Source organism: Bacillus sp. FJAT-27251, assembly GCF_001273925.1.
Classification (GTDB): domain Bacteria; phylum Bacillota; class Bacilli; order Bacillales; family Cytobacillaceae; genus Mesobacillus_B.
This window is the reverse complement of sequence record NZ_LIGG01000001.1, coordinates 813,093-836,554: the sequence shown is the minus strand read 5'-3', so window position 1 is coordinate 836,554 and position 23,462 is coordinate 813,093. Positions and strand designations below refer to the sequence as shown.

The window sequence follows — 23,462 nt, the reverse complement described above, 5'->3', positions numbered from 1 at the left end:
GAGGCAGGTTGTATGAAAATCCTTGTTGTCGATGACGATCTCTATATCCAGCAGCTCGTTTCCATCCACCTGAGCCGCGAAGGCTACCAGGTCCAGCGCTGCGGCTCGGCGGAGGAGGCGCTGTCCTACCTGGAGGAGCACAGCACGGATCTCGCGATTGTGGATGTGATGATGCCAGGCATGAACGGCTTCCAATTGACGAAGCTGCTATCAGAGGATTTGCAGATTCCGGTCATCCTGCTCACGGCGAAGGGCCAGCTGGAGGACAAGGAGCGCGGCTTTTTATCCGGAAGCGAGGATTATATCGTCAAGCCGTTCGAGGTAAAAGAACTGCTGTTCCGCGTCGCCGTGGTCCTGAGGCGAAACCAGCGCGCCATGGAAACCATTATTAAGGCAGGCAATATCAGGCTGGACCGCAAAAGCTTCGAGGTCGAAATCAATCAGGAAACGATTGTGCTGCCTTTGAAGGAATTCGAGCTGCTCAGCCTGCTTGCTTCCCGTGAAAATAAAGTCACCACCCGCGCTACGCTGATCCAGCAGGCATGGGGCGAGGATTATGAAGGCAGCGAGCAGACGCTGAACACCCATATCAACCGGATCCGGGACCGTCTGAAAAAGCATGGCGCAAGCGTCGAAATCCAGACAATCCGCGGCATCGGCTATAAGCTTGAGGAGATTCAATGAGCACGCTGTATCGGAAATTCACCGCCGCAACCGTTGTAATCCTGGTCATCTCTATCGCCATTGGCTTTGCGGTCGCCAACTTCGTCTACCTCACTTCGACAAAGGAGAAAATTGACCAGCAAAATGTCGAAATTGCCCAGGAAATTGTCGATGTCCTGGAGCAAGTGCATGGCTCCGGCACAGCCTATCCGCCTTACCTGGAATCGGTCGGCAAGCTCGGATACCAGATTTATGTGCTAAGCGAATATGGCGAGGAAGCGTATTTTGGACAGCCTTTCGCCAGGGGGGAGCTGCCGGACGAGGCAATGAAGGTGATAGAGGACGGGGACATTTACCACGGAATGAACACATTCAAAAATCAATTTTGGATGATGGGGCATTTCGCCAATGATCTCAGGAATACGGTCGGGATTCCATTCACTCTTGACGGTGAGCAATACGGCCTGTTTATGCGCCCGAACAACAGGCTGCTGTTTTCGGATATCCATATGACGCTGGTTATTTTCATCATGGCGATTGCAGCTGTCTCCATCATTGGCGTCCTCTGGTTTGCCAAGCAGCTGATCAGGCCGATCACGAGCCTGACAGAGGCAACCCATGAGATCTCGAGGGAGAATTTTAATTATGCGCTCGATATCCAGCGCAATGATGAGATCGGGCAGCTTGCCGAAAGCTTTAAGATGATGCAAAGGCAGCTGCAGCACAATGACGAAGCGCGCAAGTCGTTTATTTCGAATGTTTCGCATGATTTCCAGTCGCCGCTGATGAACATCCAGGGATATGCCGACCTGTTGAGCGCGCCGGAAACAAGTGAAGGAGAGCGCCAGCAGTATGTGGAGATTATCGGCGAGGAGTCGAAACGGCTTTCCAGCCTGACGAAGCAGCTCTTGCTGCTCACCTCCCTGGATCAGGCGGCTTATCCGATGAAGCTTTCGGATGTCCAGATTGATGAGCAGATCAAGGCCATGATCCGCAAATACCAGTGGCGGCTCGAGGAAAAGGAAATCGAGGTGTCGTATAAGCTGCAGCCCGTTTCGTTGAAGGGTGATGCCGAGCTGATGGTGAATGTCTGGGACAATCTGCTGACCAATGCAATAAAGTACAACACCGTCGGCGGCAGCATCTGGATTGGGCTGTCGAGGCAGGATGATGCTGTGGAGCTCGTTTTTAGGGACACAGGAATCGGCATGAATGAAGAAGGTGTTTCGAAGATTTTCGACCGGTTTTACCGGGTTGATGCAGCAAGGAAGAAGGGCGGCACTGGCCTCGGCCTGGCGATCGTGAAGCAGGTCATCGATTTGCACGGCGGGGAAATTGCCGTTGAAAGCAAAGTGGGAGAAGGAACAACTTTTACAATAAAACTTCCTGGATAAGAGACAGGGAAGAATAGTGGGGGAATTTAAGTGGAGAAACGTTGGAGTATCAGGCTTATTCGGTTTGCCGCCATCTTTGGGATCATCGGGACATTCATCGGTTCGCAGATGTCCGGGAGCATGGATTATTCTTTAAGGCCCATTCATGCGCATATTCTTTTGGTGGGCTGGCTGTCCGTATTTGCCTGGGGAATTTTCTATCAGGTGTTCAAAGTGAAATACAAGAAGCTCGTTTCGATTCATAGCATACTGGCGATGGCAGGGGCACTGGGGCTGACACTCGGGATGTGGATGTACAATCTCAACCCATTCAGCCTGAACGAAACCTTCGTCATGATCTTTTTCATTGTAGGCGGATCACTCCTCCTGCTCGCCTTCGCCCTATTCGCTATCATCACGTTCCTAACAGAGAAATAGGGGTCAGGCACCCTTTATCGCATCACCGCAACGGGGGTCAGGCACCCTGCGGCGCTTTAGAGCGCTGCAGGGTGCCTGACCCTTATTCCAGTCCGTTCACATATTCATCCGACAATGACAGATATTGCAGGATCCAGTCGAGCTGCTTGAGGGCGGCCTGGTTGGCGGGTTTGGTGGTGCGGTCGACAATGGCGGTGAGCTCGCCGCTGTCCCGGGTTTCGCCTGGGGAAAAGCCGTACTTGCTGTCGAGGTACGTTCCGGTCGGCGCGTAAAAGCGCACACCAATCAGGTTTTCCTTTGCATTCATCAGGTCGGTGCCAAACACGACCTCCCGTCCCAAATCCAAATCAAGCAGATTCGCCAGGGTAGGGTAGATGTCCACCAGCCCCCCGGTCATCTCGACAACCTTTCCGCCCGCCACGCCCGGCACCCGCAGTACGAGCGGCACATTCAAATGGTCGAGCAGCCCGTGATATTCGCGCCCCAGCAGCTTTCTCACCAGCTCTTTGTCATGGTCATTCTGCGTCTGCAGCCCCTGGTGATCCCCGTAAACCACCATCACGCTTTCCTCATAAAGCCCGTCCGCCTTCAACTGCTCCACCAATTTCCCCAAGGCATAGTCCGCATAATTGACGCTCTGGATATACTTGCCGACGATGCTGCCATCAAACTCCTCCGGCAACCCTACCACCAGCTGCTTTTTCTCCTCCGGCAGCTCATAGGGAAAATGGCTGGAAAGCGCGATGAGATTCACATAAAAAGGTCGGCCCTGATCCCGGAATTCCCGCAGCTTCACCATCGACTTTTCATAAAAAATTTCATCAGAAGTCCCGTATGCAATGAAATCCTCACTGCCAAAGTAGCTTTTATCGTAAAATTCCTTGAAATCCAGAGACTCATACATCTCCTCCCGGTTCCAGAAGGAAACATCATTCGCGTGGAAAGTGGCCGTATGGTAGCCGGCCTCACTCAGCACCATAGGCAGGCCGCGCACTTCCTTGCCCGCGACCGCAGCCGACATCGGCGTGTCACCCAGCGCATAGACCGACGTATTCGCGATGAACTCGGCGTCCGAGGTATTTCCCTTGCCCACCTGGGTATAGAAATTCGGAAAGTACACGCCATCGGAAGCGAGCCTGTTCAGGTTAGGAGTAATCTCCTTGCCGGCCACACTTTTATTTACCAGAAAATCCTGAACAGACTCAAGCTGCACAACAATCACATTCTTCCCCTTGGCGACACCTGCAAAAGCAGCGCCCCCGCGCACCCGGTCCCGCTGCTGTTCAGCGACCATCTCGGGGGTCACTTCCACATCGCCCCTGAACGCCGCTCTCATCCCGGACAGGCCCTCCATCAGCTGAAAGCCGACCAGGCCCAGCTGATTGAACTGGCTGATTTCACTCAGCGTACCCCGCGCATTCCGCACCCCATTGGCCACAAACACGCCCGCCAAAACAAGAACACCCGCCAGCACCCACCGTTTCAGCCTAAAGGAAGCCCTTCGCTTCATTAAAAAGGGGAGAACGAGGACATCGGCAAACAGCAGAAGGTATCTGTATGTAAAAAGCGCGGCAATGCTGTCGCCGACGTCGCCCAGCTGATCGGCCTGACCCAGCGCTTTGTATGTGATAATGCTGTTGTAGTAGTCAAAATAAATGATGGCCGTCAGGGAAACGACAGATATCAGCAAGTTCACGGCAAAAAGAAGGAAGTTCGCCCACTTGCCGGCCGCGGCGGCTATCAGCACGATCAGCAAAAACAGCAGCGAAATTTCGGCCAGCACGCCTGGCACGTGGATTTCCCCAATAATTTGCTGCCGCACGAACAGCACTTTTAACACTAGCGTGAAAAAAGTGGCCGCCGTAAATATATTCCACTTTCCTTCCATAAAATCTCTCCCAGTCTAACGCTCCTATTATTGGTTAGTGTTCTCAAAATGGCACTATTTCCATCATGAATACCGGAAATTCACATGCCAAAATCCCCCTGAAAATCATATGCAAGTTCTCCCTCATTACCGGGCAACATAACTGCAGACCCATGCTGGTCACCTTTAGAACAAACTATCTAGGAAAGGGGTTTTTTCGTTTGAACAAGAAACTTTTAGCAGTAATCGGCGGTACGATCCTTTCTGCTTCCCTTGTGACAGGCTGCGGCGTAAACAATGACAACAATCCGGCGCCTCCAAATGATAACGACGGTGCAGAGATCAACCGTTATGACCGTGACAACCGTATTTTCAACAACAACAATGACCGCGGCATCTTTGACAACCGCGACGACAGGTACGACATGAATACCCGAAACGATGGCGACATGATGAGGGACAACAACACTCCTGGCGAAGATCTAATGGAAGACGGCCTGGACAGAAACGACCGCAACGACCGTGATCGTTAATAGGAAGTGATGACTGAACAAGGCAGGGGAAACCTGCCTTGTTTTTTGTGGGTGGGGCCGCAATTTCCCCCTCACATAAAAAACAACCCCAGCGCAAAAGGCTGAGGCTGTCTATACTTTCTTTGGCAGGACGATTTTGGGACGGGAGACGATTTTTTCGCGGAATTCACGCAGCAGGTCATCGCCGGTGAAACCCTGCTCGAGCAGGTACTCCAGCAGCATGGCGGGGKAATCGTTTTTGATCTTGGTCAGGCTGCCTCTTAGCAGGATGCTTGCATTTCCGTTGATTCTCTTGATGGTGCAAACCTTCGACTTGAAAGCGGCGGGGTCGTTTTCCTTCTTGGTAATGACCACCTGGACAACGATGTCCAACTGCTCCTCGCACGCTTCCTTAAAATACGGAATGAATTTTTCATCAACAAAGACTTCGATCAGCCAGTTCCCGCTGGCATCTTCCTTGTTGATGATCAGGCCTTCCTTAATTTCGATATCCGTGACATTTTCCTCATCGACAATTTGCAAAGAGATCAATCTAAATGACTTCATGGCGCCCTCCTTATCCCTTTTACGAAAAGTATAACACAGGCATAAAAAAGAAAGCGAATTCATTCGTTGTCGAAAAATCTTTGAAGGATTGCTGAAAATGGCATTATCAGCATCAGCATCCCTACTAAAAACAAATAATCGTCCCACAACCTGCGCAAATCGACAAAAAACCTGCCATCCAATCGATGCCTTTGGCGATTTTACGGGAAAACTGGCAGCTTGTATGATGAAGACATCAAAGCGAAAGGAGAACTCCATGATCAATCAGATCGTTCTTGTAGGGCGGCTGACCCGCGATCCTGAACTGAAGTACACGCCTGATGGAAAGGCCGTTACCACTGTCACCCTTGCAGTCACCCGGCAATACCGCAATGCGAACGGCGAGCAGGAAGCCGATTTTGTCCCATGCATCCTCTGGAGGAAAACCGCTGAAAACACCGCAAACTACTGCCGAAAAGGCTCCGTCATCGGCGTGACCGGCCGGATCCAGACCCGCCATTATGAAAATCAGGAAAAGAAGCGGGTGTACGTGACAGAGGTCGTCGCCGAGCATGTGCAATTCCTCAGCAAAAAGCCTGCGGCCCAAGGTTCGCAGGAAGTGGAGGTCATGCCGTTTGAGCCGGTGCCCCAATGAAAACGAAGGACTGGAAAAACTGCTGGTCAGCCTGATCAAGATGGTCGGGAAGACCAATGAAAAGGTCGACAGCCTAACGCGGCGCATCCACCAGCTTGAAATGGCGGCCATCGAACAGCAGGAACAGCGCCAGTTCAGCTTTCTGGCTGGCCAGGCACAGCCGGAAGAACTGAAAAGCATGTAATTTCTCCAAATCGTCTCCCTCAGAAAAAATCAATCACTGCCACATATTCCCCCATTTTAGCCGGCCAGCTTTTGGCCGGCATTTTTCATATTGATTTCATCCGGGAAAAGCCGGATAGTAAAAAATAGGGAGGGATGTTCATGGTAGTGAATCCGAAAGAGTTTCAAGTAAGGGGTCTACGCTATATGGTGAGGTCCGCTGTCGAGGAAGATGCGCAAAACTTGTCCGAAGTCCGGCTGCAGATTGATGGCGAGACTGAAAACATGGACCGCGAAAAAGGGGAGGCCTACATCGATGAAGCAGGCTTCAAGCAGCTGATTGCCGAAGACACCGGGAGCCCACGCAACCTGTTTTTAGTAGCACAAGTGGATGGAAGGATTGCCGGGTTTGCGAGATGCGAGGGAAGCAGCCTGAAGCGGCTGGCGCATAAAGTGGAATTTGGCATTTGTGTGCTAAAAGAGTTCTGGGGATATGGAATCGGCCAGAACCTGCTGAAGGAAGCCATCCTCTGGGCAGACGGAAGCGGCATCAAGAAAATCAGCCTGAGTGTACTCGAAAGCAACGAAAAGGCGATCAAGCTGTATCAGAAGCATAGGTTTGAAACCGAAGGCGTTTTAAGGAAGGATAAACTCCTTTCTGACGGCCGGTATTACAATACCGTCGTGATGGGAAGATGGCATGTCATTTAATAAATTTCAAGGATACACAAATTTGTAACATATTCAGAATATTAAAATTTTACAATTCCTGTATAATAGAGCGTAATACCCTTGTGATTATGTCTATTGCCACTATTCATATCATGGAAATTCCGCTCTTTACAGGAAGGGACGATTTTATTGATCAATATGTATTCTTCCATACTCGAAAACATCAGAAGTGCAGTCATGGTGATCGATCACCAGTATACAATTGTTTCTGTGAATAAACAGTGCGAAAAACTTCTGAGAGTAAAGAGGGAAGATATTTTAAACAAGAATATCTTTCAAGCCTTTCCTGATGCGCCTGATGAAGTAAGACATATTGAGCACACAATAAAATACAAACAGGAATATGCTATAGACGTCATGCCTTTCCAATGGGGGCCCTATAACGCTTATTTCACCATTCATACTAAGCTTATTTACGAGGATGGCATGGTGGCAGGGGCAATGGCGGAATTCTCGGATATAACGCAGTATATTAACCGTGAAGAGGACCTCAAAAAAAGTGTAGAAGCGATGGCAACGAATTTGGTGCCTATATCCTGTACTACAGCCATCCTCTCGTTGACCCAGCCTGTAGTAACAGAGCTGACGCCAGGGTTGTTTATTGAGAAAACGCTGCTTGCCGCCCATTCACTTGATGTACGCAAAATCATTCTGGATGTTAACGCTATTTATGAAGTGAATGATATTTTCTATGAGTCGGTCACGAAATTAGCTTATGGAATGCAGCTGATCGGAAAGGAAATGATCCTTACCGGGTTTCGCCCGGCAGTTGTCCGCCAAATGACGGATAGGGGATTTGCCTTGCAGGGACTGCGGATTTATCCCACTCTAAAAAGTGCCATGGAGTTCAACTAGGCTGCAGCAGCAAATGGATAACAAGTGCAAACCCGCCTATTCGGCGGGTTTTTGCCGTGATAGGGGTGTTCGTCCAAACAGTGGGAAATGCCCCTGCATAAACTAACACAGAAGAGAAAATGGGGGTGAGTTTATGTCGAAATTTAACAACAGCTTTGCTCTGATCGTTGTTCTGTTTATTCTCCTGATCATCATCGGAGCGTCCTATATGGGCTACTAATCGGGAGCGCCAGTTAGGCGCTTCTCCATTCTGCACTAGCAAAAAAGAACCAGTCCGGTCTTTTTGCCAGTGGAAAAGGCTGCTGAAAAGAGATTCAGCAGCCTTAAAGTTTATTTCTTTATTTTAATGGGAATTTCGGTTATTTGCGTGCTGCCGTCTTCAGGATTGGTGGCGATGACCGTTAGGACAGCCTGCTTCTCCTGCTTTTCAAACTTCAATTCAAACTGGCCTTGCTCGTTGGCTGTGCCGGAAGCCAGCAATTCCCCGTTGGCATAGATTTCAACCTTTGCGAATGGAGCGGCTATGCCGGCAATTTTTTTCTTGTTGATATTCGTGATGGAAGTCGCTGCTGGTTCAGGTGAAGGGACGGCGTCGCCGATGGTGATGGAATACCGTTCTGCATCGACTTTAATGCTACCTTCCTCTGTTTCTTCGTAAATTCCGTCAGGCTGATAGTGACGCACCCAATAGTTGCCAGCAGCATCGTTCAGTGCGATGTACCCGATCTTGTAGGTGCCATGAGGAGCCTCATCAGGTACATAGATATTTCCCGTCCACGAACCATCTTCCTGCTGGTACAAGTCGTCACCAAACAGCATATAACCCTCGGTTTCATTCAGCAAATAGACTCCGGCATAGCTGACTCCCGAGTTGTCATCCTTCCCGTTAATGGTAACCTGAATCTCTTCCCCAGGCTGATAGACTGATTTGGAGAATGTCAGGGATTCGAAAACAGGGGGCGTTAAGTCCTCATTGTCATTTTCGAGTATGAAGGTTCCATACACCTCCGGAGCTGGAATGTTGTTATACTCATAGACACCCATATTGTCAGCGTAGTCTTCGGTATGAACACCCAACACCTTCCATTCACCTGACTTGGCATATGGAGATGTGGTAAATTCACATTTGAAAACGCCTTGCTCGTCTGTCTCCTCACAAGGGCTGAACAGGGCAGGCTTGTCATAATCATAGCCAATAACCGCTTCTACGTAAGCTGTTCCGGAAACATCATCTGATACCTTGATGTAGGCGGCATTGCTTTCGTCCGCTGTGATGGCTTCTTTTTCAAACGAGATGCTTTCCACCACTGGAGCGTTGATATCCTGCTGCCCTGAAATTACTTCAAAAGTGGAGAAGTGTTCAGGATAACTTTCATCGTAAGAATAGGATTGTGAATTGCCGGCATGGTCCTCAATATAAATGTTTTGGACCTTCCAAGTACCGCCCTCGGCAAAAGCCGGGATTGTGAAGTCAGCTTCCCAGTAACCTTCGGGTGCCAGCTGAAAACCGTAGACATCCATGTACTTTCCGGAAGGGCTAGCCAAGGTTGCATAGACAGACCGCACACCAGTCGCATCATCTTCCGCAAAAACCTTCATCTTGTTTTGCTCCCCAGCATTTACAGTAGCGCTGCCAAATTCAACCGATGAAATGGTAGGCGGCAGTGAGTCCTCACCAGATCCCGCTTGAACGGTGAAAGAATAGTCACCCGGGGCGGGGGKGATATCGTTTACATAACCTCCATCATCCTGTAGATGGACCGAAACCAGATCCCAGGTTCCCACTTCTTCAGCATTCATTGGAGTATAGTAGCCTTCCCACCTGTCGCCATTCTGGTGCAGCCCGATTGTCTCCCGGCTGCCATCCGGCTTATAAAATTCAAGGTTTGCAACTTCCAGATAATAGGCACTGGGTGATTGAGTCAAAAAGAAATGGACAGTCCCGCCCAGCGCGATGTTTGCTGGTGTAATGGCAAGACTCTCAAACGAAGGTTCGTTATCCTCCGCAGAAGCAACGATTCCCGCAGACAAAACCACCGACAGCAACAGCAACAAAACAGCGGCCAACTTAATTGTGTTCTTCAAATTAATCCCCTTTTCTGAAAAATATATTAACAGATAAATTTTAATAGATTTCCAGGTATTTGGGAATATAGTAGAGATAATTTAATAGTTCGAATAGTCCGGTGTATCATGACCTTCATTTTGATTTCTCGTATGCAGCAACTTAATATTAAAATAAAGGTAGATGCTTGGGGAGGGTCAGTATGAAGATAAATCAAAGAACAGCCGTCATTAAATCAAAGGAAGTTCCGTACACCTATATCGAAAATGGAAGCCAAAGGGTTTGCTTTATGTTCTCTGGAATAGGTTACACATATGACAAACCTATCCTTTATTATTCAACAATGACAATGCTCCAGAATAACTATGATGTTGTTCACTTTCATTACTCTTATGGGGAAAATATATTGAAGTTGCCCCTGGAAGAAATAACTACGATCATATCTAATGAGGTAAACCCCATTGTTTCCGGGATACTGGCAAATAAGCAATATGAGGAAAAGGTTTTTTTAGGGAAGTCACTTGGTACAATCCCAATAATCAATGGATTTATGAGAAATCATCGGTATATGAATTCAAAAATGGTTTTGCTTACTCCTTTATTAAAATTTGACTCAATATTTGAAACGTTATTAAACAGTAATCACTCAGCATTTATTACTATCGGAGAAAAAGACCCTCACTACAGCCCTGATAAGGTTCAAGCATTTGAAAATAAAACAAACATAAAAATCCAAACAGTGTCTAACGCTAATCATTCTTTAGATTTGGACCCTTTTGATACCTTATTGTCCATCTCAGCCTTGGAAGAGGTTATGAAAAGTTTAGGTGAATTTTTAAAAGACTAACAAGTAAGTAGTATGTTGTATTTTTGTAAAAAATTACCGTCACAGGTGGGGATTGAATAATGGGGAAAATCAGCTATTCAATTGTGGATGTTTTTTCACAAGGCAAATATACAGGAAATCAACTTGCTGTTTTTAAGAATGCAGAACAACTTTCGGAACATAAAATGCAGCAAATAGCCAAGGAGGTTAATTATTCAGAGACAACTTTTATTTTATCGGATTCGAAGAAAAATGATGGCTATGATGTTCGCATTTTTACACCTAATGAAGAGGTCCCTTTTGCTGGACACCCTACTTTAGGTACTGCCTATATCATTCAAAATGAAATAATAGGGGAACCAATAGAAAAACTCACTTTAAATTTTAAGGCTGGACAGATACCCGTTTCGTTCGATAATGAGCAACAAATACTTTGGATGAAACAAAATAACCCCACATTTGGTCGTATTTTAGATATAAATGAGGTTTCTGATGTTTTAAATTTAAATACAGAGTACATAGATGGCAGATTTCCAATTCAGGAGGTTTCAACAGGACTTCCCGTCATTATTGTCCCATTAAAATCTTTACAAGCAATTAAAAAAGTTAGAATAAATAAAGAGAAATACTATGAATTAATAGAGCATACAGATGCCAAAGCAATTATGGTCTTCTCTCCTGAAACCTATAGTGCCGATAATAATCTAAACGTTCGGGACTTTGCGGATTATTTTGGTATTCCAGAAGATGCAGCAACTGGAAGCTCTAATGGATGTTTAGCTTCTTACTTAGTTAAATATCGGTATTTTGGTAAAAGTGAAATCGATATTCGTGTAGAACAAGGATATGAAATAAAACGGCCATCTTTATTGTTTTTAAAGGCAAGAGATGAAAAGCGGAAAATCACAGTATATGTAGGAGGACAGGTAGAAAAAATTGCCCAGGGTGAATGGTTCCTTTAATAAATAATCTTTCCGGCCTTTTTTCTGCTAACGGGTTTTGTGAAAGTGTTAAAGAAAAAATGTACAAAAAAATGGTTGGGCAATCTAATTGCTCCAACCATTTTTGCTCGCTAATACACTAAAGGGTGCCTGACCCCCGCTGCGTTAATGCACTAAAGGGTGCCTGACCCGCTGTGCTTTAAAGCGTTAAAGGGTGCCTGACCCTATGCGTAAATTTCTTTATTAGCAAAAGAGAGCCAGTACACTTCTTTTTGCTAGTGGAAAAGGCTGCTGAAAAGAGATTCAGCAGCCTTAAAGTTTTGGCTAGAGCAGAACAAGTTCATCATTTTACTATCTTGGTAATAGTCCTGGTGTTTTTATATTTATCAGCAGCAGAAATGGTAATAGTCGTCTTTTTCTTTTGAGGTTTGATGGTGATTTTATATTCACCTTTGCTATTGGCTGTACCTGTTCCAAGCGTGGTTTTGCCAACCTTAATGGTAACCAGCGCTCCGGCTTCGGTTTTTCCGGAGACTGATTTGCTTGTCGAATAGATTTCTTTGGCCGTCAGTGTTGCCGGCGGAGTCTTATCAATAACAGTAAATGTAGATGCCTTGCTGACATTTCCAGCTGCATCCTTGGCAGTAACAGTCACAACGGTACCTGCCTTAATTGGTGTGACCGTCAGCTTATAATAGCCGGTGCTGTCGGCCTTTACGGTCCCGAGCAGCGTAGTGCCTCTTTTAATGGTGACTGAGGCTCCAGCCTCTGTCTTTCCGGAGATACTCTTGTCATTATCGTCCAATGTGTTAATCTTAGGGGCCGCCGGCGGAGTTTTATCCGCAACTGTAACGGTAGTGTCCTTGCTGACATTTCCTGCGGCATCCTTAGCTGTGACGGTCAACTTGGAACCAGCTTTAATTGGTGTGACTGTCAGCTTATAATAGCCCGTACTGTCAGCCTTTACGGTCCCGAGCAGGGTAGTGCCTCTTTTAATGGTGACAGAGGCTCCAGCTTCTGTCTTTCCGGAGACACTCTTATCATTGTCATCTACCGGGTTCACTTTTGGAGCTGATGGTGCTGTTTTATCTGCAACGGTGACTGTGGTCGCTTTGCTGACATTTCCCGCTGCATCTCTAGCAGTGAAAGTTAATTTTGAACCAGCCTTTATAGGTTTAATTGTCAGCTTAAAGTTGCCTGTGCTATCGGCTTTTGGCTCTCCAAGGAGCGTGCTGCCATTCTTGACAGTTACTGTGGAGCCCTTTTCCGCTTTTCCAGTAATCAATGTGTCGTTGTCGTCAATTGGATTGACCGTCGGAGCATTCGGTGGAGTGATATCCAGCATTTCTCCGTAAAGAAGGTAAGGCTCATTTATACCCCAATTGTCCAAATCCAAGGCTACGATATAGTATTCTCCTGGCTGCACAGGAATGACTTGGTACAAGATATCTCCATCATAATCCATTTCATCAGGAACGATCATATCCATATTTTTATCAAACAAACCAAAACCAAGGTCCATCCATGAATCTTCATAGAGAGGCATACCGAGCAGCAACAAATGACCAGCTGAACTGATTTTCACTTTGAAAATATCAACGTCATAATAATCAAAGTCCCCAACCATTCCAACGCCCAATTGGAAGTTATCCGCTAATTCAGGATAGTCGTTTGGCTCTACTTCAACTAAAAAATCCATCTCGGACTGGCTTAAGGAAGAGCGCGTGCTGCTGTCCCGTTCAAATTTCCCCGGGAGCTGAAGTTCATCAAGATTCAGTTTTCTCCCAGACTCTTTAACTGAATCATTCGATCTGTTGGACTCGATTTGGCTGCGCAAGTCGGCCTGGTTGCTTTCTGCAAACACTTGACCCGCAAGACATGAGACAGATAATACAATTGCTGCTGCGACACTTGCAATCTTTTTTCTCATTTTAATACGCCCTCTCAAATTTTAATAATATCACCATAAAGAATTGTACGTTCTTTATATGGAATCCTGCTCCTTTTTATTAAAATTTAAGAAATATTTTTGACAAGTAATATTTACATATTTCAATCCAATAAAAGCGTCACGAAAACCCACCAAAAACCGGCACCCCATAAAAGATGCCGGTTTAACCCACTAAAGCGTGCCTGACCCCCGCTGCGTTAATGCACTAAAGGGTGCCTGACCCGCTGTGCTTTAAAGCGTTGCAGGGTGCCTGACCCCCTTTACGCTAGTCTTACCAAATTCTCCAGTTCGTCGGTGGTGAGTTCGGTGATCCAGTTGTCGCTTTGGATGATTTGGTCGTTCAGGGTTTGCTTTTTCTCGAGCATGGCGTCGATTTTCTCTTCGAGCGTGCCGGTCGTGATGAGCTTGTGCACGTGCACGAAGCGGCTCTGGCCAATCCTGTACGCGCGGTCGGTCGCCTGGTTTTCGACGGCCGGATTCCACCAGCGGTCATAATGGATGACATGGTTGGCCGCGGTCAGGTTCAGCCCGGTGCCGCCGGCTTTCAGCGACAGCAAAAAGAACGGAAACTCGCGGTTCTGAAACTGCTCGATCAGCTGGTCGCGCTTCGCCTTCGGCAGGCCGCCGTGCAGGAACGGAACCTCGACGCCAAATTCCTTCTTCAGCACAGAGCGGATCATTTCGCCCATGCCGATGTACTGCGTGAAAATCAGGCAGCTTTCGTCCTGGTCGCGCACCGCCTCGACAAGCGAAAGCAGCTTCTCCATCTTCGCTGAGCGGTCAACGAGCCGCTCCGGCTGCTCTTCTTTTAAATACAGTGCAGGGTGGTTGCACAGCTGCTTTAGACGGCCAAGCATCTGCAGGATCAGCCCCTTGCGCTCAAAGCCGGACAGCTTTTCGATCTCGCCAAACGTATCCTTGACAAGCTGCTCGTAAAGCGAGGCCTGCTCGGCGGTCAGCGGGCAGTATTCCTTCTGCTCGACCTTGTCCGGCAGGTTCAGCGCCACGTCTTCGTCCTTCTTCGTGCGCCGCAGCAGGAACGGCTTGATCAGCGCCTGCAACTGGGCAATCTTGTGTTTATCTCCATCTTTTTCGATCGGCAGGATGAACTGCTTCTGGAAGCTGCCGGCAGTGCCGAGATAGCCGCGGTTGGTAAAATCAAAAATCGACCACAGCTCGGACAGGCGGTTTTCCATCGGCGTCCCGGTGAGGGCGATATGATGGCCGCCCTTCAGCTTCCGCACTGCACGAGACTGCTTCGTGTCGGCATTCTTGATGTTCTGCGCTTCATCGATCGCCACAGCGCTCCACTCGATTGCTTCCAGCTCTTCAAAATCAAGATGCGTCAGCCCGTAGGAAGTGAGCACAATGTCAGCTTCCTGAACTTCCTCCGCGAGCGCCTCGCCCTTCAGGCGGTGCGGCCCGTAATGCAGCAGCACCTCCGTGCCCGGCGCAAAGCGCTCGATTTCCTTCTGCCAGTTGCCGAGCACCGACGTCGGGCAGATGATCAGTGCCGGCCCGGCATCGGGTTCCTGTTCTTTTACCGAAAGCAGGTAGGAAATCAGCTGAATCGTCTTTCCAAGCCCCATATCATCGGCAAGCACCGCGCCAAAGCCGTATTTCCGTAAAAACAGCAGCCAGTTCATGCCAAGCTTCTGGTACGGACGCAGCTCGCCGTTCAAACCGGCAGGCACAGGGGAGTCGGGAATCTCCTTCGTTTCCGACAGCTGCTTCATCATCTGCTTCCAATGGCGGTTCAGTTCAATCTGGATTTTCGCAAACGCACGCGGATCCTGGAGTTCTTCCGACGGTTCCTCGCCTTCCTCGGCCAGCTCCTGCTGCAGCAGGTCACGGATGTGAAGGCCTTCCTTGTCGGCCTTCTTCATCAAATCCTGAATCTGGCGGATGAAGCCGTGGTCCAGTTTGATCCAGCGGCCCTTCAGGTACACAAGGCGGCGCTTTTCGTTCACCAGACGCTGGAACTCATCCTCGGTCAGGTCCACGCCGTTCATCGAAAAGCGCCAGTCATAATCAAGCAGGGCGTTCAGGCCGACAAACGAGCGGCGGTAGCTGCCCTGGCTTTTCAGGCGCGCCTTCACCTTGAGGTTGGCATTCTTGATCGCTTCCCACCATGACGGCAGGAGAATCTCAATGCCCAACGCAATCAGCGTTTCGCTCATCTCGGTTAAAAACAGCCATGCCTCTTCTTCAGAGAGGTGGGTCTTCAGGCGGCCGTCCTCCGCCAGCGCCGGGAAAATCCCTGCCAGCCGGCTTTCCTCATCGTCAATCCGGTCCGAGAATTCGTCCCAGTCAGCAGGGAAGGAGCCGTAGTCCCGGGCATCAATCGCCATCCCATTGTTTCCGCGCAAAAACAGGCTGAGGTTCCAGCTGCCATCCTCCTCAAGCGGCTCTTCCAGCCGCATCCCAATCCGGAACGGCGCCGGGTTTTCCTTGATTCCGATCCACTCAAGCCAGCGCGTCTCGTCAAAATAGGCAGCCAGCTGCGAGCCGGAAAGCTGGTTGTTGCGCAGCAGCTCCAGCTTTTCGCCAAGCAGGTGCTTCAAGCCTTCATTTTCATTGAAATAAGCTTCCAGTGCATGGTGGAAAAGCTGAGCAACGAAGGTTCTCACATGGTACGCTTTTCCGTCCTGAGTGAGGGTTTCGTCCCAAAAGCTCTGTCCAAACTCGCTCTGGACGTTCTCGGGCAGCGACCAGCGGAAGGCGGGGGCGTCTCCGCTCTCTGCGGCCAAACCTTCAATCCCGGTCCCGGCAAGCGCCTCTTCGCCAGTCCCAGCCAGCCCATCATCTCCGCCGCCAGCCAGCGCCGCAAAATCCGGATGCCAGTCCTTGGCAAGCACGCTGTCATGAATTGCATGGGCGCACGAGAGGCAGAGGTTCGAGAGTTCATCCCAGTCCCAATCGACAATCCGGTTGAACCCTTCCTCCGCAAACAGCGCCACAAGCTGCCAGCTGCCAATCACCACGCCATCGATGCCGTCCCGCTTGCCAGTCTCGAGCATCGTGCCGTAATAGCTTTCTTTATGCCGGTTAAAAAGAAGATGCTTCCACTCTGAGAGCGGCAGCGAATTTTCATAGGTGTCTTCTGCATGCAAAAAGAACATGCCATCATCCAGCGGCTTCATTCGAACCAGTATTTGTTTCATTCGCAGCATCGCGCCGCTCCTTTCATGCGCAGGTGCGAGGCACCGTGCGGGGGTTTCTTTATGATAAAATAGGTAATTTTTTTAATCGGGTTCCCGTGGCCCACGTTTTTCGAGAAGGTGATCAACATCGGTAAATGGGAGGACCCAATTCCTTCATTTCAAGGAAAAGAGGTCGTCCATAGCCTGTATGGAGGCCCAGAATTCGACTTTTCCCGGAAAAAAGGTCGTCCATACCCCCGATGGAGGCCCGAATTCCTTCCTTTCACGGAGAAGTGGTCCTCCACCTCTACTCCTTCTCCACAATCAGCTTCCCGCGCACACACTCAGCATGGAACGCGCGCAGCCTTTTGTTCTTCTCAAGCAGTTTGTCAAAATAGGCCTCCCACTCGGGGGTGCGCTTCAGTTTTTTATAGGCGGCGCGCAGTTTTTTCAGTATGCGGACCGCCTGCTTGTAGGCGCTGCGGTTCTTCTGGAGAATCAGCCCGTCCGCGGCCTGGTGGAGCAGCGGCAGCAACACCTCGGGCGCTTCCTTCTGCAGCACCTTCACCTTGTCATTCGGCACGGTGAAATGCTCAAAGCTTGTATATGTGAATAGCTCGCCCCATTTTTCATACGAGCCTTTTTCGAATAAATAATCTTCATACTCGATGTAGCTGTAGGGGAGGGAGGCGTTCAAGAGCTTCTCGTACAATTCCTCGCGGCCGCCGTGCCGGAAATACGGCGCGGCCGTGCGCAGCGCGAGCCTCGTAAAGTCACGCGCCTGCTGGTGGTTCTGCATCGAAGCCAGCGTCGGGCGCATCTGCCCAGCCATGTATTCGATATAGGCACCAAGCCGGGCGTTTTCGCCCTGGCGCCCCAGATCCTCAAGCCAGTAAAACAGAAACGACAGCGGCGTGCCGTCCAGCTTTTTCAGGAAATCAAACAACTCCCGGTCCCGCCTTGCCAAATAATAATGATGCGCGAGCGCAACATCCTCGGCCATCGTCCGCTTGCCATCGCCGAAAGCCTCCAGCCGCTCACGTTCTTCCTCGCGCCAGCTGTTTTGCTTGAACAGCCCCGACCAGAGCATCCGGTACAAATTCGCCCGCTCATATTCGAACAGGTCGGCCGTATCAATCAACTCCGCCGACTCGTCCTTCAGCGCCTCGATATATTCGTCAAAATCAAACGGCATCGAGTTGACAGACAGGGAGTGGATGCCATCATCAATCTCATCCTCAAGGCTGTCGAACAGATAGCGGTAATAGCGGTTCACTGTCGAGCCGTTATGCTCCAGCTCCTCGCTCAGAGCCGCCAGCTGCTTAAAACCGTAAATCCGGCCGATCAGCTCATAAAGCGTCCGCCACTCAGGACTTGAGGGCGCTCCCGCCCGGACGCCGCGCAAATACGTTTGCAGCAGGCTGGCGATCACATACGGGTTCGGCTTGCCCTGGCCAAGCATAATCTCGTTAAAGCTCCGGGTAAAATTGTTCGTCCACAGCGTATAGCCTTTTCCGTGTCCAGATGCACTTTTCATCAGTTCCTTCGCTTTCTGCAAGCCCCACTCTTCCGCCTGCAGGCTCTCCTTCGCCGGCCGGCGCCATTCATCCACCCAGTCGGCGACGCTGCCAATCTCGGCGTACGCCTGGAAGAACGCAGCCATCCGGTGGCGGCAAAAGCCGTAAGCCGGGCAGGTGCAGGAGCTGTCCTCCGGGTCGGGGAAACTCAGGTAGACCCTGACCGGCGTCACATCCTGGACCGACGCCCAAATCGAGCCGCCCACATATTTCAAATGATGGACCATTCCCTGGCGATAGAGCATCAGCCCTTTCTGGACCACCTTCTGGTCCTCCTCCGATTCGGGGCGGAGCCTGGTTTTCAGCAGCGCCGCCGCTTCCTTCATCTTCACTTGCGTACCGGGAACCATCGCCATGTCCATACCTCCTTTACCTCTATAAAAAGGCCAAACGGCCGCTTCCAAGAAAAATCCATATTTCTTTATTATACCGCAAAAGCCGCTGCAAGAGGAGGGGAAGTGAGATTCATATTTCTTTTACAAAATACAAAAAGGATTTTCCATCGCATTGGAAGAATACATATTGTAACGACCTTCACATACCGGTTTTATGGGGCTAGGCTTTAACTAATTTCACAACCGGTTCTATGGGGGGCAGTCTTTAACCACATTCACAATCCTTGGCCACATCCCCGGTTACCAACATTCCAGATGACAGGTTCCAGCATTTGGTTTATCGTTAAGGAAAACGGGGTATAAGAGTCCGTTGATTTTAAAAATAGAGACAGTTACATGGGGGATAACATAATGATGTATCAGACAAGGCTCGTCCGCGGCCTGCGCCACCCGGATTATTTTACATATGAACTGAAACAGACCGAAGATGTCGGCAGGGTGTGGAGGCAGGCGCTGCTGCTCATTTTGCTGAGCGGCTTTGTGTTTGGGCTGAGCGCCTTTTTCGGCCTTGGTTCTGAATACATATCGGCGAGGCTGACCGACCTGAGGCCGGCTGAATTGGAAATGCACAAAGCCTTGTTCATCATCGGGCAGATCCTCCGCGGCCTGTTTTACGGTGCGGCGATCATCTACCTGTCCGCGCTCTGGTTCTGGAGCATGACCGATATCGACCTCGACCGTTTCGTCGTCGTGCAGATGATGGTGCTGCTCATCCTCTTGCTGGAGCAGCTTCTGTTCATCCCGACTTCGTTTCTCCTCGGAGTGCCGGCTGAATCGTCGCCGTTTTCGCTCGGCCCGATCGCCCAGGTGCTCACAGGCAACTCTTTTCTTATTAACTTTCTTGCCAGTATCACCATTTTTAAACTGTGGGCCATCTATATTCAGTATATTTATGTGCAGTCCCTGACCGAAAAGCCGCGCGCGCACGTGCTCGGGCTGGTCATCGGGCTGAACGTGATGTACTGGCTGTTCAATGCGCTGTTTTCCATCATCCAGTTCGAGAAAATTATTTAGCAGGCAGGTGACCAGAATGAGAATCAAGAAAAAGACAGCCATCATCGCCGGAACCACTCTCCTGTTTCTGTCGGTCAATGTGTTTTTGACCCTGGATAAAGACAGTCCGGTCAACCGCACATCGTTCATTACGAACTGGACACAGGCCGCAACCGAGAACCTGACGAAGACGTTCGAAACCGAGGGCGTGGTCGTCCCGGCGGAAGAGCATCCGGTCTATTACAATCCCGAGCAGGGCGGGTTCAAGGGCTTTCTGGTGAAAAAAGGCGACGCTGTCACCGAAGGCACGCCGCTCTATGAATATACGTCCGAACGGATCGATGCCGACAGCGACAGGCTGCAGAGCGAGAAGCTGCAGCTCAACCGCGAACTGGCGCTGATTGACGAACAGATCCAGCAGCTGAAATACCTGAAGAGCGTTTCCGCGTCCGCCACGGGGGGCTCCGTGCCGGTGAGCGGCAGCACGACCTCCGGCACATCGGGCACCCTCGTCGAAGTGACGATTGAAAAGGAAATCTACGACAGAGAGCGCGAGCGCACGCAAGTCTTGCAGGAAATTGACGAGTACGAGGATCGCATTTCCACCCTGAACGAAACGTCTCAGCTTGATGTTGGCAGCGCCGTGAGCGGTTTCGTCAAGGACATCGACTACAAGCTTGGCAACCCGGTGATGACGATCATCTCCGACACCCCGAAGGTGAAAGGCAGCGTGACGGAGCACGACCTCACCCAGCTGCAATCGGGCATGCGCGCCTATATCACCTCCAATCTGCTTAAAGACAAGCTCGAAGGCACGCTGACCTCGGTGTCCGCCTATCCGGAGTCCGACCCGCATGTGAAAAAGGAAAGCGTGTTTCCGTTTGAAATCGAAATCAATCCGGACGCGCTGCTGATGGAGGACGGCGAGGAAGTGGTTGGGGAAGGCCAGTCCGATGAAACCGGGGCAGACGATGGATCTACCAACGAAACCGATGACACCAGTTTCGAGACCGTCGAGGACACCGACATCGAGACAACCGAGGAGACTGACCTCGAAACAACAACAGAAGATACCGACCTCGAAACCAACGAAGACACTGAAAATAATGGCGATACAGGCACGAACCAAAACGATGCCAATTACCAGCTGAACTCTGCCGATGCCCAGGTGGTCCTTGGCAGCCATGTCCAGGTGACCGTCGTCACGGACGAAGTGACGAACGCAGTCACGGCTTCGACGGAGGAACTTGCAGGCAGCCACGTGTATGTGATCACCCCTGGCGGAAAAATCGAGCGCCGCAGCATCACGAAGGGCCTTGAAGTGGGGAGCAGGGTCCATATCCAGGAGGGGCTGAACCCTGGTGAGCTTCTCATCGCCAACCCGGACCAGGTGGCCCGGAACAAACACCGCTTTGTCACGCCGCTCAAAAGCAGGAACCTGACACTTGCCTCTTTTAAAAGTGAAAAACCGGTCGATGTCCTGAAATTCATTGGTGTTGGCTTTTCCAAAAGATAAGAGCCAGCCGCCGATCGTCCCGAGACCGGCGGCTTTTTTTCTGTTTATTATTCAATGTTGATCCCCATAGAGGCAATAAGGGGAGAATTTCCGGTTATTGTACGCAGAGGCACCTTAAGAAGCAGAAATAAGGGGAGAAATTTCCCTTATCTTCACAAAAGTAGGCAAAATTCATGATTTTAATCCCTATAACCGGAAAAACTCCTCTTATTTTAAGGGAAATATGGATATTTCCCGAATTAACCGGAATTTTTCCCTTTATTTTTTGAATGCGAGTGAAATCAACATTCATCCAGCTATAACAGAGCGTTCTACAAAAAAACAAATCCGACTTGACAGATTGGTATTCCCGGGGTAATCTTCTGTAGGTAATCTAATATACTTTTATAAGAAGAAACTACTAGGGGGGAACTCTATGGATACACTTTTTATCATCATTAATGTCGCTGTCCTGCTTGGACTTGCGGCTGTATTGTTCTTTATGCAAAAAAAACATGTTTCCTTTTCGAAGCGGGTGTTCACGGCGCTCGGAATGGGGATAGTGCTTGGTTACCTGATTCATTTGCTGTATGGCATTGACTCGGAAGTCACAACCACGACAATGGACTGGTACAGCATCTTCGGTACCGGCTATGTGCGCCTTCTGCAGATGGTCGTCATGCCGCTTGTGTTCATTTCAATCGTCGGTGCCTTCACTAAAATGAAGCTGACGAAAAACATTGGGAAAATCGCTTTCCTGGTTATCGGGATTTTGCTCGGAACCACGGCGATTTCAGCCGCGATTGGAATCGGGGCTACTGTCGGCTTCGGCCTTGACGGCGTCCAGCTGACAGAAGGGGAAGCGGAAGCGAGCCGCAATGCGGAACTCACCGACCGCGTTACTCAAGTGGAAGGCATGACGATTCCGCAGCAGCTTCTGCAGATGATTCCAAGCAACCCGTTCGCTGACCTGACTGGCGCGCGGCCGACCTCGACGATTGCGGTCGTCATCTTTGCCGCTTTCCTTGGCGTCGCCTATCTTGGGGTGAGACGCAAGCAGCCTGAACAGGCAGAGACCTTTGCGAAAATCATCGACTCCCTGTACGCGATCATCATGCGCATCGTCACGCTTGTGCTGCGCCTGACTCCGTACGGAATTCTCGCGCTGATCGCCAAAGTGGCGGCAACGAGCAATTACGAGGCGGTCATCGCACTCGGCAAGTTTGTCATCGCATCTTATGTAGCCCTGATTTTGATGTTCATTGTTCACTTGGTGCTATTGGCCATGGCGGGGCTCAACCCGGTCCAATACGTGAAAAAAGGCTTCCCGGCCCTGCTGTTTGCGTTCACTTCACGCTCAAGCGCCGGCACGCTGCCTTTGAATATTAAAGCACAGACAAAGGACCTTGGCGTTTCCGATGGCGTCGCCAACTTCGCGGGACCATTCTCCCTGAGCATCGGCCAAAATGGCTGCGCCGGCATCTATCCGGCGATGCTCGCGGTGATGGTTGCGCCGACGGTCGGCATCGACCCGCTTAGCCCGGCGTTCATCCTGACGCTGATCGTGGTCGTCATGATCTCTTCCTTCGGTGTTGCAGGAGTCGGCGGCGGAGCGACGTTCGCTTCCCTGATCGTCCTTTCGGTCATGGACCTGCCGCTCGCCATCGTTGGACTCTTGATTTCCGTCGAGCCGCTCATCGACATGGGCCGTACCGCCCTGAACGTAAGCGGCGGCATGACCACCGGTGTCCTCACCAGCCGGATCAACGGAGACTTCGACAAGAACGTCTACGACGAGAAGGAAATTGCAGCCGAAGCTTAATCTGGTAAAAATAAAGCCTGTCCCGCAGTAATCCGCGGGGCAGGCTTTTTTGTGCAATGGGAATTTCTTCGTTGGCAGTGGAAGAGAATCACAAAATAAATATTATTTCAGAAAATTAATTTCATCACAAAAAAGGCGGGCTTTCTGCTGCTGAAGGCACTAGGAAATGCTGGATGAAAGCTGGGGAATACTTACTATTTACAAGATTATTTTTCTAATAATATAATAAATAAGTCATAATTCACATGCTGAATCTTATTTTAAGAACGGGGGACCCAATCCAGACGGCGGAGTTTCCGCTTGGGGTGAATCCAAATGACGGAGGGGCTTGCTGTTTCCATCGTCCCAACCCGAAAGCTAACCTCGTAAGCATTTAAGGAAACATAAGAGAATATGAAAAGATTGAATTGACAATCATTGTATTGTCAATTTTCATTTTGCTCCTGGATCA

At 49.8% G+C, this 23,462-nt stretch carries 20 protein-coding genes and 1 riboswitch; of the genes, 14 read left to right on the top strand and 6 right to left on the bottom strand.

Annotation, left to right across the window (positions count from 1 at the left end):
* The first annotated feature begins 12 nt into the window (after positions 1 to 12).
* From ADU22_RS03935 to ADU22_RS03925, 3 genes are read left to right on the top strand one after another with little or no spacing between them, the layout of a single operon-like run.
* Positions 13 to 684 (top strand): response regulator transcription factor, encoded by a 672-nt coding sequence (locus ADU22_RS03935; protein ID WP_053361011.1) that lies wholly within the window; start codon positions 13 to 15, stop codon positions 682 to 684.
* Positions 681 to 2,057 (top strand): sensor histidine kinase, encoded by a 1,377-nt coding sequence (locus ADU22_RS03930; protein WP_053361010.1) that lies wholly within the window; start codon positions 681 to 683, stop codon positions 2,055 to 2,057. Before ADU22_RS03935 ends, ADU22_RS03930 begins: the two co-directional genes overlap by 4 nt.
* A gap of 30 nt (positions 2,058 to 2,087) precedes the next feature.
* Entirely contained in the window at positions 2,088 to 2,474 is a 387-nt protein-coding gene (locus ADU22_RS03925; RefSeq protein WP_053361009.1) for a hypothetical protein, read from the top strand.
* Positions 2,475 to 2,556: 82 nt separating this feature from the next.
* Here the strand turns inward: ADU22_RS03925 and ADU22_RS03920 are convergent, their stop codons facing one another.
* Positions 2,557 to 4,362, bottom strand: a complete 1,806-nt coding sequence (locus tag ADU22_RS03920; RefSeq protein ID WP_053361008.1) for an LTA synthase family protein — start codon at positions 4,360 to 4,362, stop codon at positions 2,557 to 2,559.
* Positions 4,363 to 4,562: 200 nt separating this feature from the next.
* Here ADU22_RS03920 and ADU22_RS03915 point away from each other — a divergent pair, with 200 nt between their 5' ends.
* Positions 4,563 to 4,874 carry a hypothetical protein gene (locus tag ADU22_RS03915; protein ID WP_053361007.1) on the top strand — a complete coding sequence of 104 codons (312 nt, stop codon included), beginning with the start codon at positions 4,563 to 4,565 and terminating at the stop codon, positions 4,872 to 4,874.
* A gap of 111 nt (positions 4,875 to 4,985) precedes the next feature.
* On the opposite strand, the gene ADU22_RS24895 is transcribed toward ADU22_RS03915, so the two are convergent.
* Positions 4,986 to 5,420, bottom strand: a complete 435-nt coding sequence (locus ADU22_RS24895) for a YwpF family protein (protein WP_053361006.1) — start codon at positions 5,418 to 5,420, stop codon at positions 4,986 to 4,988.
* 256 nt (positions 5,421 to 5,676) lie between these two features.
* On the opposite strand from ADU22_RS24895, the gene ssb reads away from it, so the two are divergent.
* From ssb to ADU22_RS24120, 5 genes are all read left to right on the top strand, one after another.
* Positions 5,677 to 6,054 (top strand): single-stranded DNA-binding protein, encoded by a 378-nt coding sequence (gene ssb / locus ADU22_RS03905; protein ID WP_053361005.1) that lies wholly within the window; start codon positions 5,677 to 5,679, stop codon positions 6,052 to 6,054.
* Entirely contained in the window at positions 6,035 to 6,238 is a 204-nt protein-coding gene (locus ADU22_RS03900) for a hypothetical protein (protein ID WP_053361004.1), read from the top strand. The genes ssb and ADU22_RS03900 overlap by 20 nt, the downstream gene beginning before the upstream one ends.
* Positions 6,239 to 6,378: 140 nt before the next feature.
* Positions 6,379 to 6,927, top strand: a complete 549-nt coding sequence (locus ADU22_RS03895; protein WP_053361003.1) for a GNAT family N-acetyltransferase — start codon at positions 6,379 to 6,381, stop codon at positions 6,925 to 6,927.
* Positions 6,928 to 7,086: 159 nt separating this feature from the next.
* The gene (locus ADU22_RS03890; protein WP_231687940.1) at positions 7,087 to 7,803 is read left to right on the top strand and encodes a PAS domain S-box protein; all 717 of its coding nucleotides are present in this window, start codon (positions 7,087 to 7,089) and stop codon (positions 7,801 to 7,803) included.
* A gap of 133 nt (positions 7,804 to 7,936) precedes the next feature.
* A complete protein-coding gene (locus tag ADU22_RS24120; protein WP_082252783.1) occupies positions 7,937 to 8,023 on the top strand; it encodes a YjcZ family sporulation protein in 87 nt (28 codons plus the stop codon).
* A gap of 110 nt (positions 8,024 to 8,133) precedes the next feature.
* On the opposite strand, the gene ADU22_RS03885 is transcribed toward ADU22_RS24120, so the two are convergent.
* Positions 8,134 to 9,888 (bottom strand): Ig-like domain-containing protein, encoded by a 1,755-nt coding sequence (locus ADU22_RS03885; RefSeq protein WP_053361001.1) that lies wholly within the window; start codon positions 9,886 to 9,888, stop codon positions 8,134 to 8,136.
* 182 nt (positions 9,889 to 10,070) lie between these two features.
* Between ADU22_RS03885 and ADU22_RS03880 the strand changes: the two genes are divergently transcribed.
* A complete protein-coding gene (locus ADU22_RS03880; protein ID WP_053361000.1) occupies positions 10,071 to 10,715 on the top strand; it encodes a hypothetical protein in 645 nt (214 codons plus the stop codon).
* A gap of 59 nt (positions 10,716 to 10,774) precedes the next feature.
* Complete coding sequence (locus tag ADU22_RS03875; protein WP_053360999.1) at positions 10,775 to 11,656, top strand: PhzF family phenazine biosynthesis protein; 882 nt, start codon at positions 10,775 to 10,777, stop codon at positions 11,654 to 11,656.
* Between the two features lie 322 nt (positions 11,657 to 11,978).
* On the opposite strand, the gene ADU22_RS03870 is transcribed toward ADU22_RS03875, so the two are convergent.
* From ADU22_RS03870 to ADU22_RS03860, 3 genes are all read right to left on the bottom strand, one after another.
* Complete coding sequence (locus ADU22_RS03870; RefSeq protein WP_053360998.1) at positions 11,979 to 13,565, bottom strand: Ig-like domain-containing protein; 1,587 nt, start codon at positions 13,563 to 13,565, stop codon at positions 11,979 to 11,981.
* Between the two features lie 281 nt (positions 13,566 to 13,846).
* A complete protein-coding gene (locus ADU22_RS03865; RefSeq protein WP_053360997.1) occupies positions 13,847 to 16,759 on the bottom strand; it encodes a DEAD/DEAH box helicase in 2,913 nt (970 codons plus the stop codon).
* 277 nt (positions 16,760 to 17,036) lie between these two features.
* Complete coding sequence (locus tag ADU22_RS03860) at positions 17,037 to 18,662, bottom strand: SWIM zinc finger family protein (RefSeq protein ID WP_053360996.1); 1,626 nt, start codon at positions 18,660 to 18,662, stop codon at positions 17,037 to 17,039.
* A 390-nt stretch (positions 18,663 to 19,052) separates the two neighbouring features.
* On the opposite strand from ADU22_RS03860, the gene ADU22_RS03855 reads away from it, so the two are divergent.
* The 3 genes from ADU22_RS03855 (at position 19,053) to ADU22_RS03845 (ending at position 23,011) form a co-directional block, all read left to right on the top strand.
* Positions 19,053 to 19,715 (top strand): hypothetical protein, encoded by a 663-nt coding sequence (locus ADU22_RS03855; protein WP_053360995.1) that lies wholly within the window; start codon positions 19,053 to 19,055, stop codon positions 19,713 to 19,715.
* 16 nt (positions 19,716 to 19,731) lie between these two features.
* Positions 19,732 to 21,210, top strand: coding sequence for an efflux RND transporter periplasmic adaptor subunit (locus ADU22_RS03850; RefSeq protein ID WP_053360994.1), 1,479 nt, complete (start codon positions 19,732 to 19,734; stop codon positions 21,208 to 21,210).
* Between the two features lie 415 nt (positions 21,211 to 21,625).
* Complete coding sequence (locus tag ADU22_RS03845; protein WP_053360993.1) at positions 21,626 to 23,011, top strand: L-cystine transporter; 1,386 nt, start codon at positions 21,626 to 21,628, stop codon at positions 23,009 to 23,011.
* 236 nt (positions 23,012 to 23,247) lie between these two features.
* A riboswitch (cyclic di-AMP (ydaO/yuaA leader) is annotated at positions 23,248 to 23,398 on the top strand.
* Positions 23,399 to 23,462 lie beyond the last annotated feature (64 nt).

What these genes read in the sequence shown, in the direction of transcription:
- ADU22_RS03935 (WP_053361011.1), top strand. Translation starts at nt 13, where the DNA reads ATGAAAATCCTTGTTGTCGATGACGATCTCTATATCCAGCAGCTCGTT.
- ADU22_RS03930 (WP_053361010.1), top strand. Translation starts at nt 681, where the DNA reads ATGAGCACGCTGTATCGGAAATTCACCGCCGCAACCGTTGTAATCCTG.
- ADU22_RS03920 (WP_053361008.1), bottom strand. Translation starts at nt 4,362, where the DNA reads ATGGAAGGAAAGTGGAATATATTTACGGCGGCCACTTTTTTCACGCTA.
- ssb (WP_053361005.1), top strand. Translation starts at nt 5,677, where the DNA reads ATGATCAATCAGATCGTTCTTGTAGGGCGGCTGACCCGCGATCCTGAA.
- ADU22_RS03895 (WP_053361003.1), top strand. Translation starts at nt 6,379, where the DNA reads ATGGTAGTGAATCCGAAAGAGTTTCAAGTAAGGGGTCTACGCTATATG.
- ADU22_RS03890 (WP_231687940.1), top strand. Translation starts at nt 7,087, where the DNA reads ATGTATTCTTCCATACTCGAAAACATCAGAAGTGCAGTCATGGTGATC.
- ADU22_RS24120 (WP_082252783.1), top strand. Translation starts at nt 7,937, where the DNA reads ATGTCGAAATTTAACAACAGCTTTGCTCTGATCGTTGTTCTGTTTATT.
- ADU22_RS03880 (WP_053361000.1), top strand. Translation starts at nt 10,071, where the DNA reads ATGAAGATAAATCAAAGAACAGCCGTCATTAAATCAAAGGAAGTTCCG.
- ADU22_RS03875 (WP_053360999.1), top strand. Translation starts at nt 10,775, where the DNA reads ATGGGGAAAATCAGCTATTCAATTGTGGATGTTTTTTCACAAGGCAAA.
- ADU22_RS03870 (WP_053360998.1), bottom strand. Translation starts at nt 13,565, where the DNA reads ATGAGAAAAAAGATTGCAAGTGTCGCAGCAGCAATTGTATTATCTGTC.
- ADU22_RS03865 (WP_053360997.1), bottom strand. Translation starts at nt 16,759, where the DNA reads ATGCTGCGAATGAAACAAATACTGGTTCGAATGAAGCCGCTGGATGAT.
- ADU22_RS03860 (WP_053360996.1), bottom strand. Translation starts at nt 18,662, where the DNA reads ATGGCGATGGTTCCCGGTACGCAAGTGAAGATGAAGGAAGCGGCGGCG.
- ADU22_RS03855 (WP_053360995.1), top strand. Translation starts at nt 19,053, where the DNA reads ATGATGTATCAGACAAGGCTCGTCCGCGGCCTGCGCCACCCGGATTAT.
- ADU22_RS03850 (WP_053360994.1), top strand. Translation starts at nt 19,732, where the DNA reads ATGAGAATCAAGAAAAAGACAGCCATCATCGCCGGAACCACTCTCCTG.
- ADU22_RS03845 (WP_053360993.1), top strand. Translation starts at nt 21,626, where the DNA reads ATGGATACACTTTTTATCATCATTAATGTCGCTGTCCTGCTTGGACTT.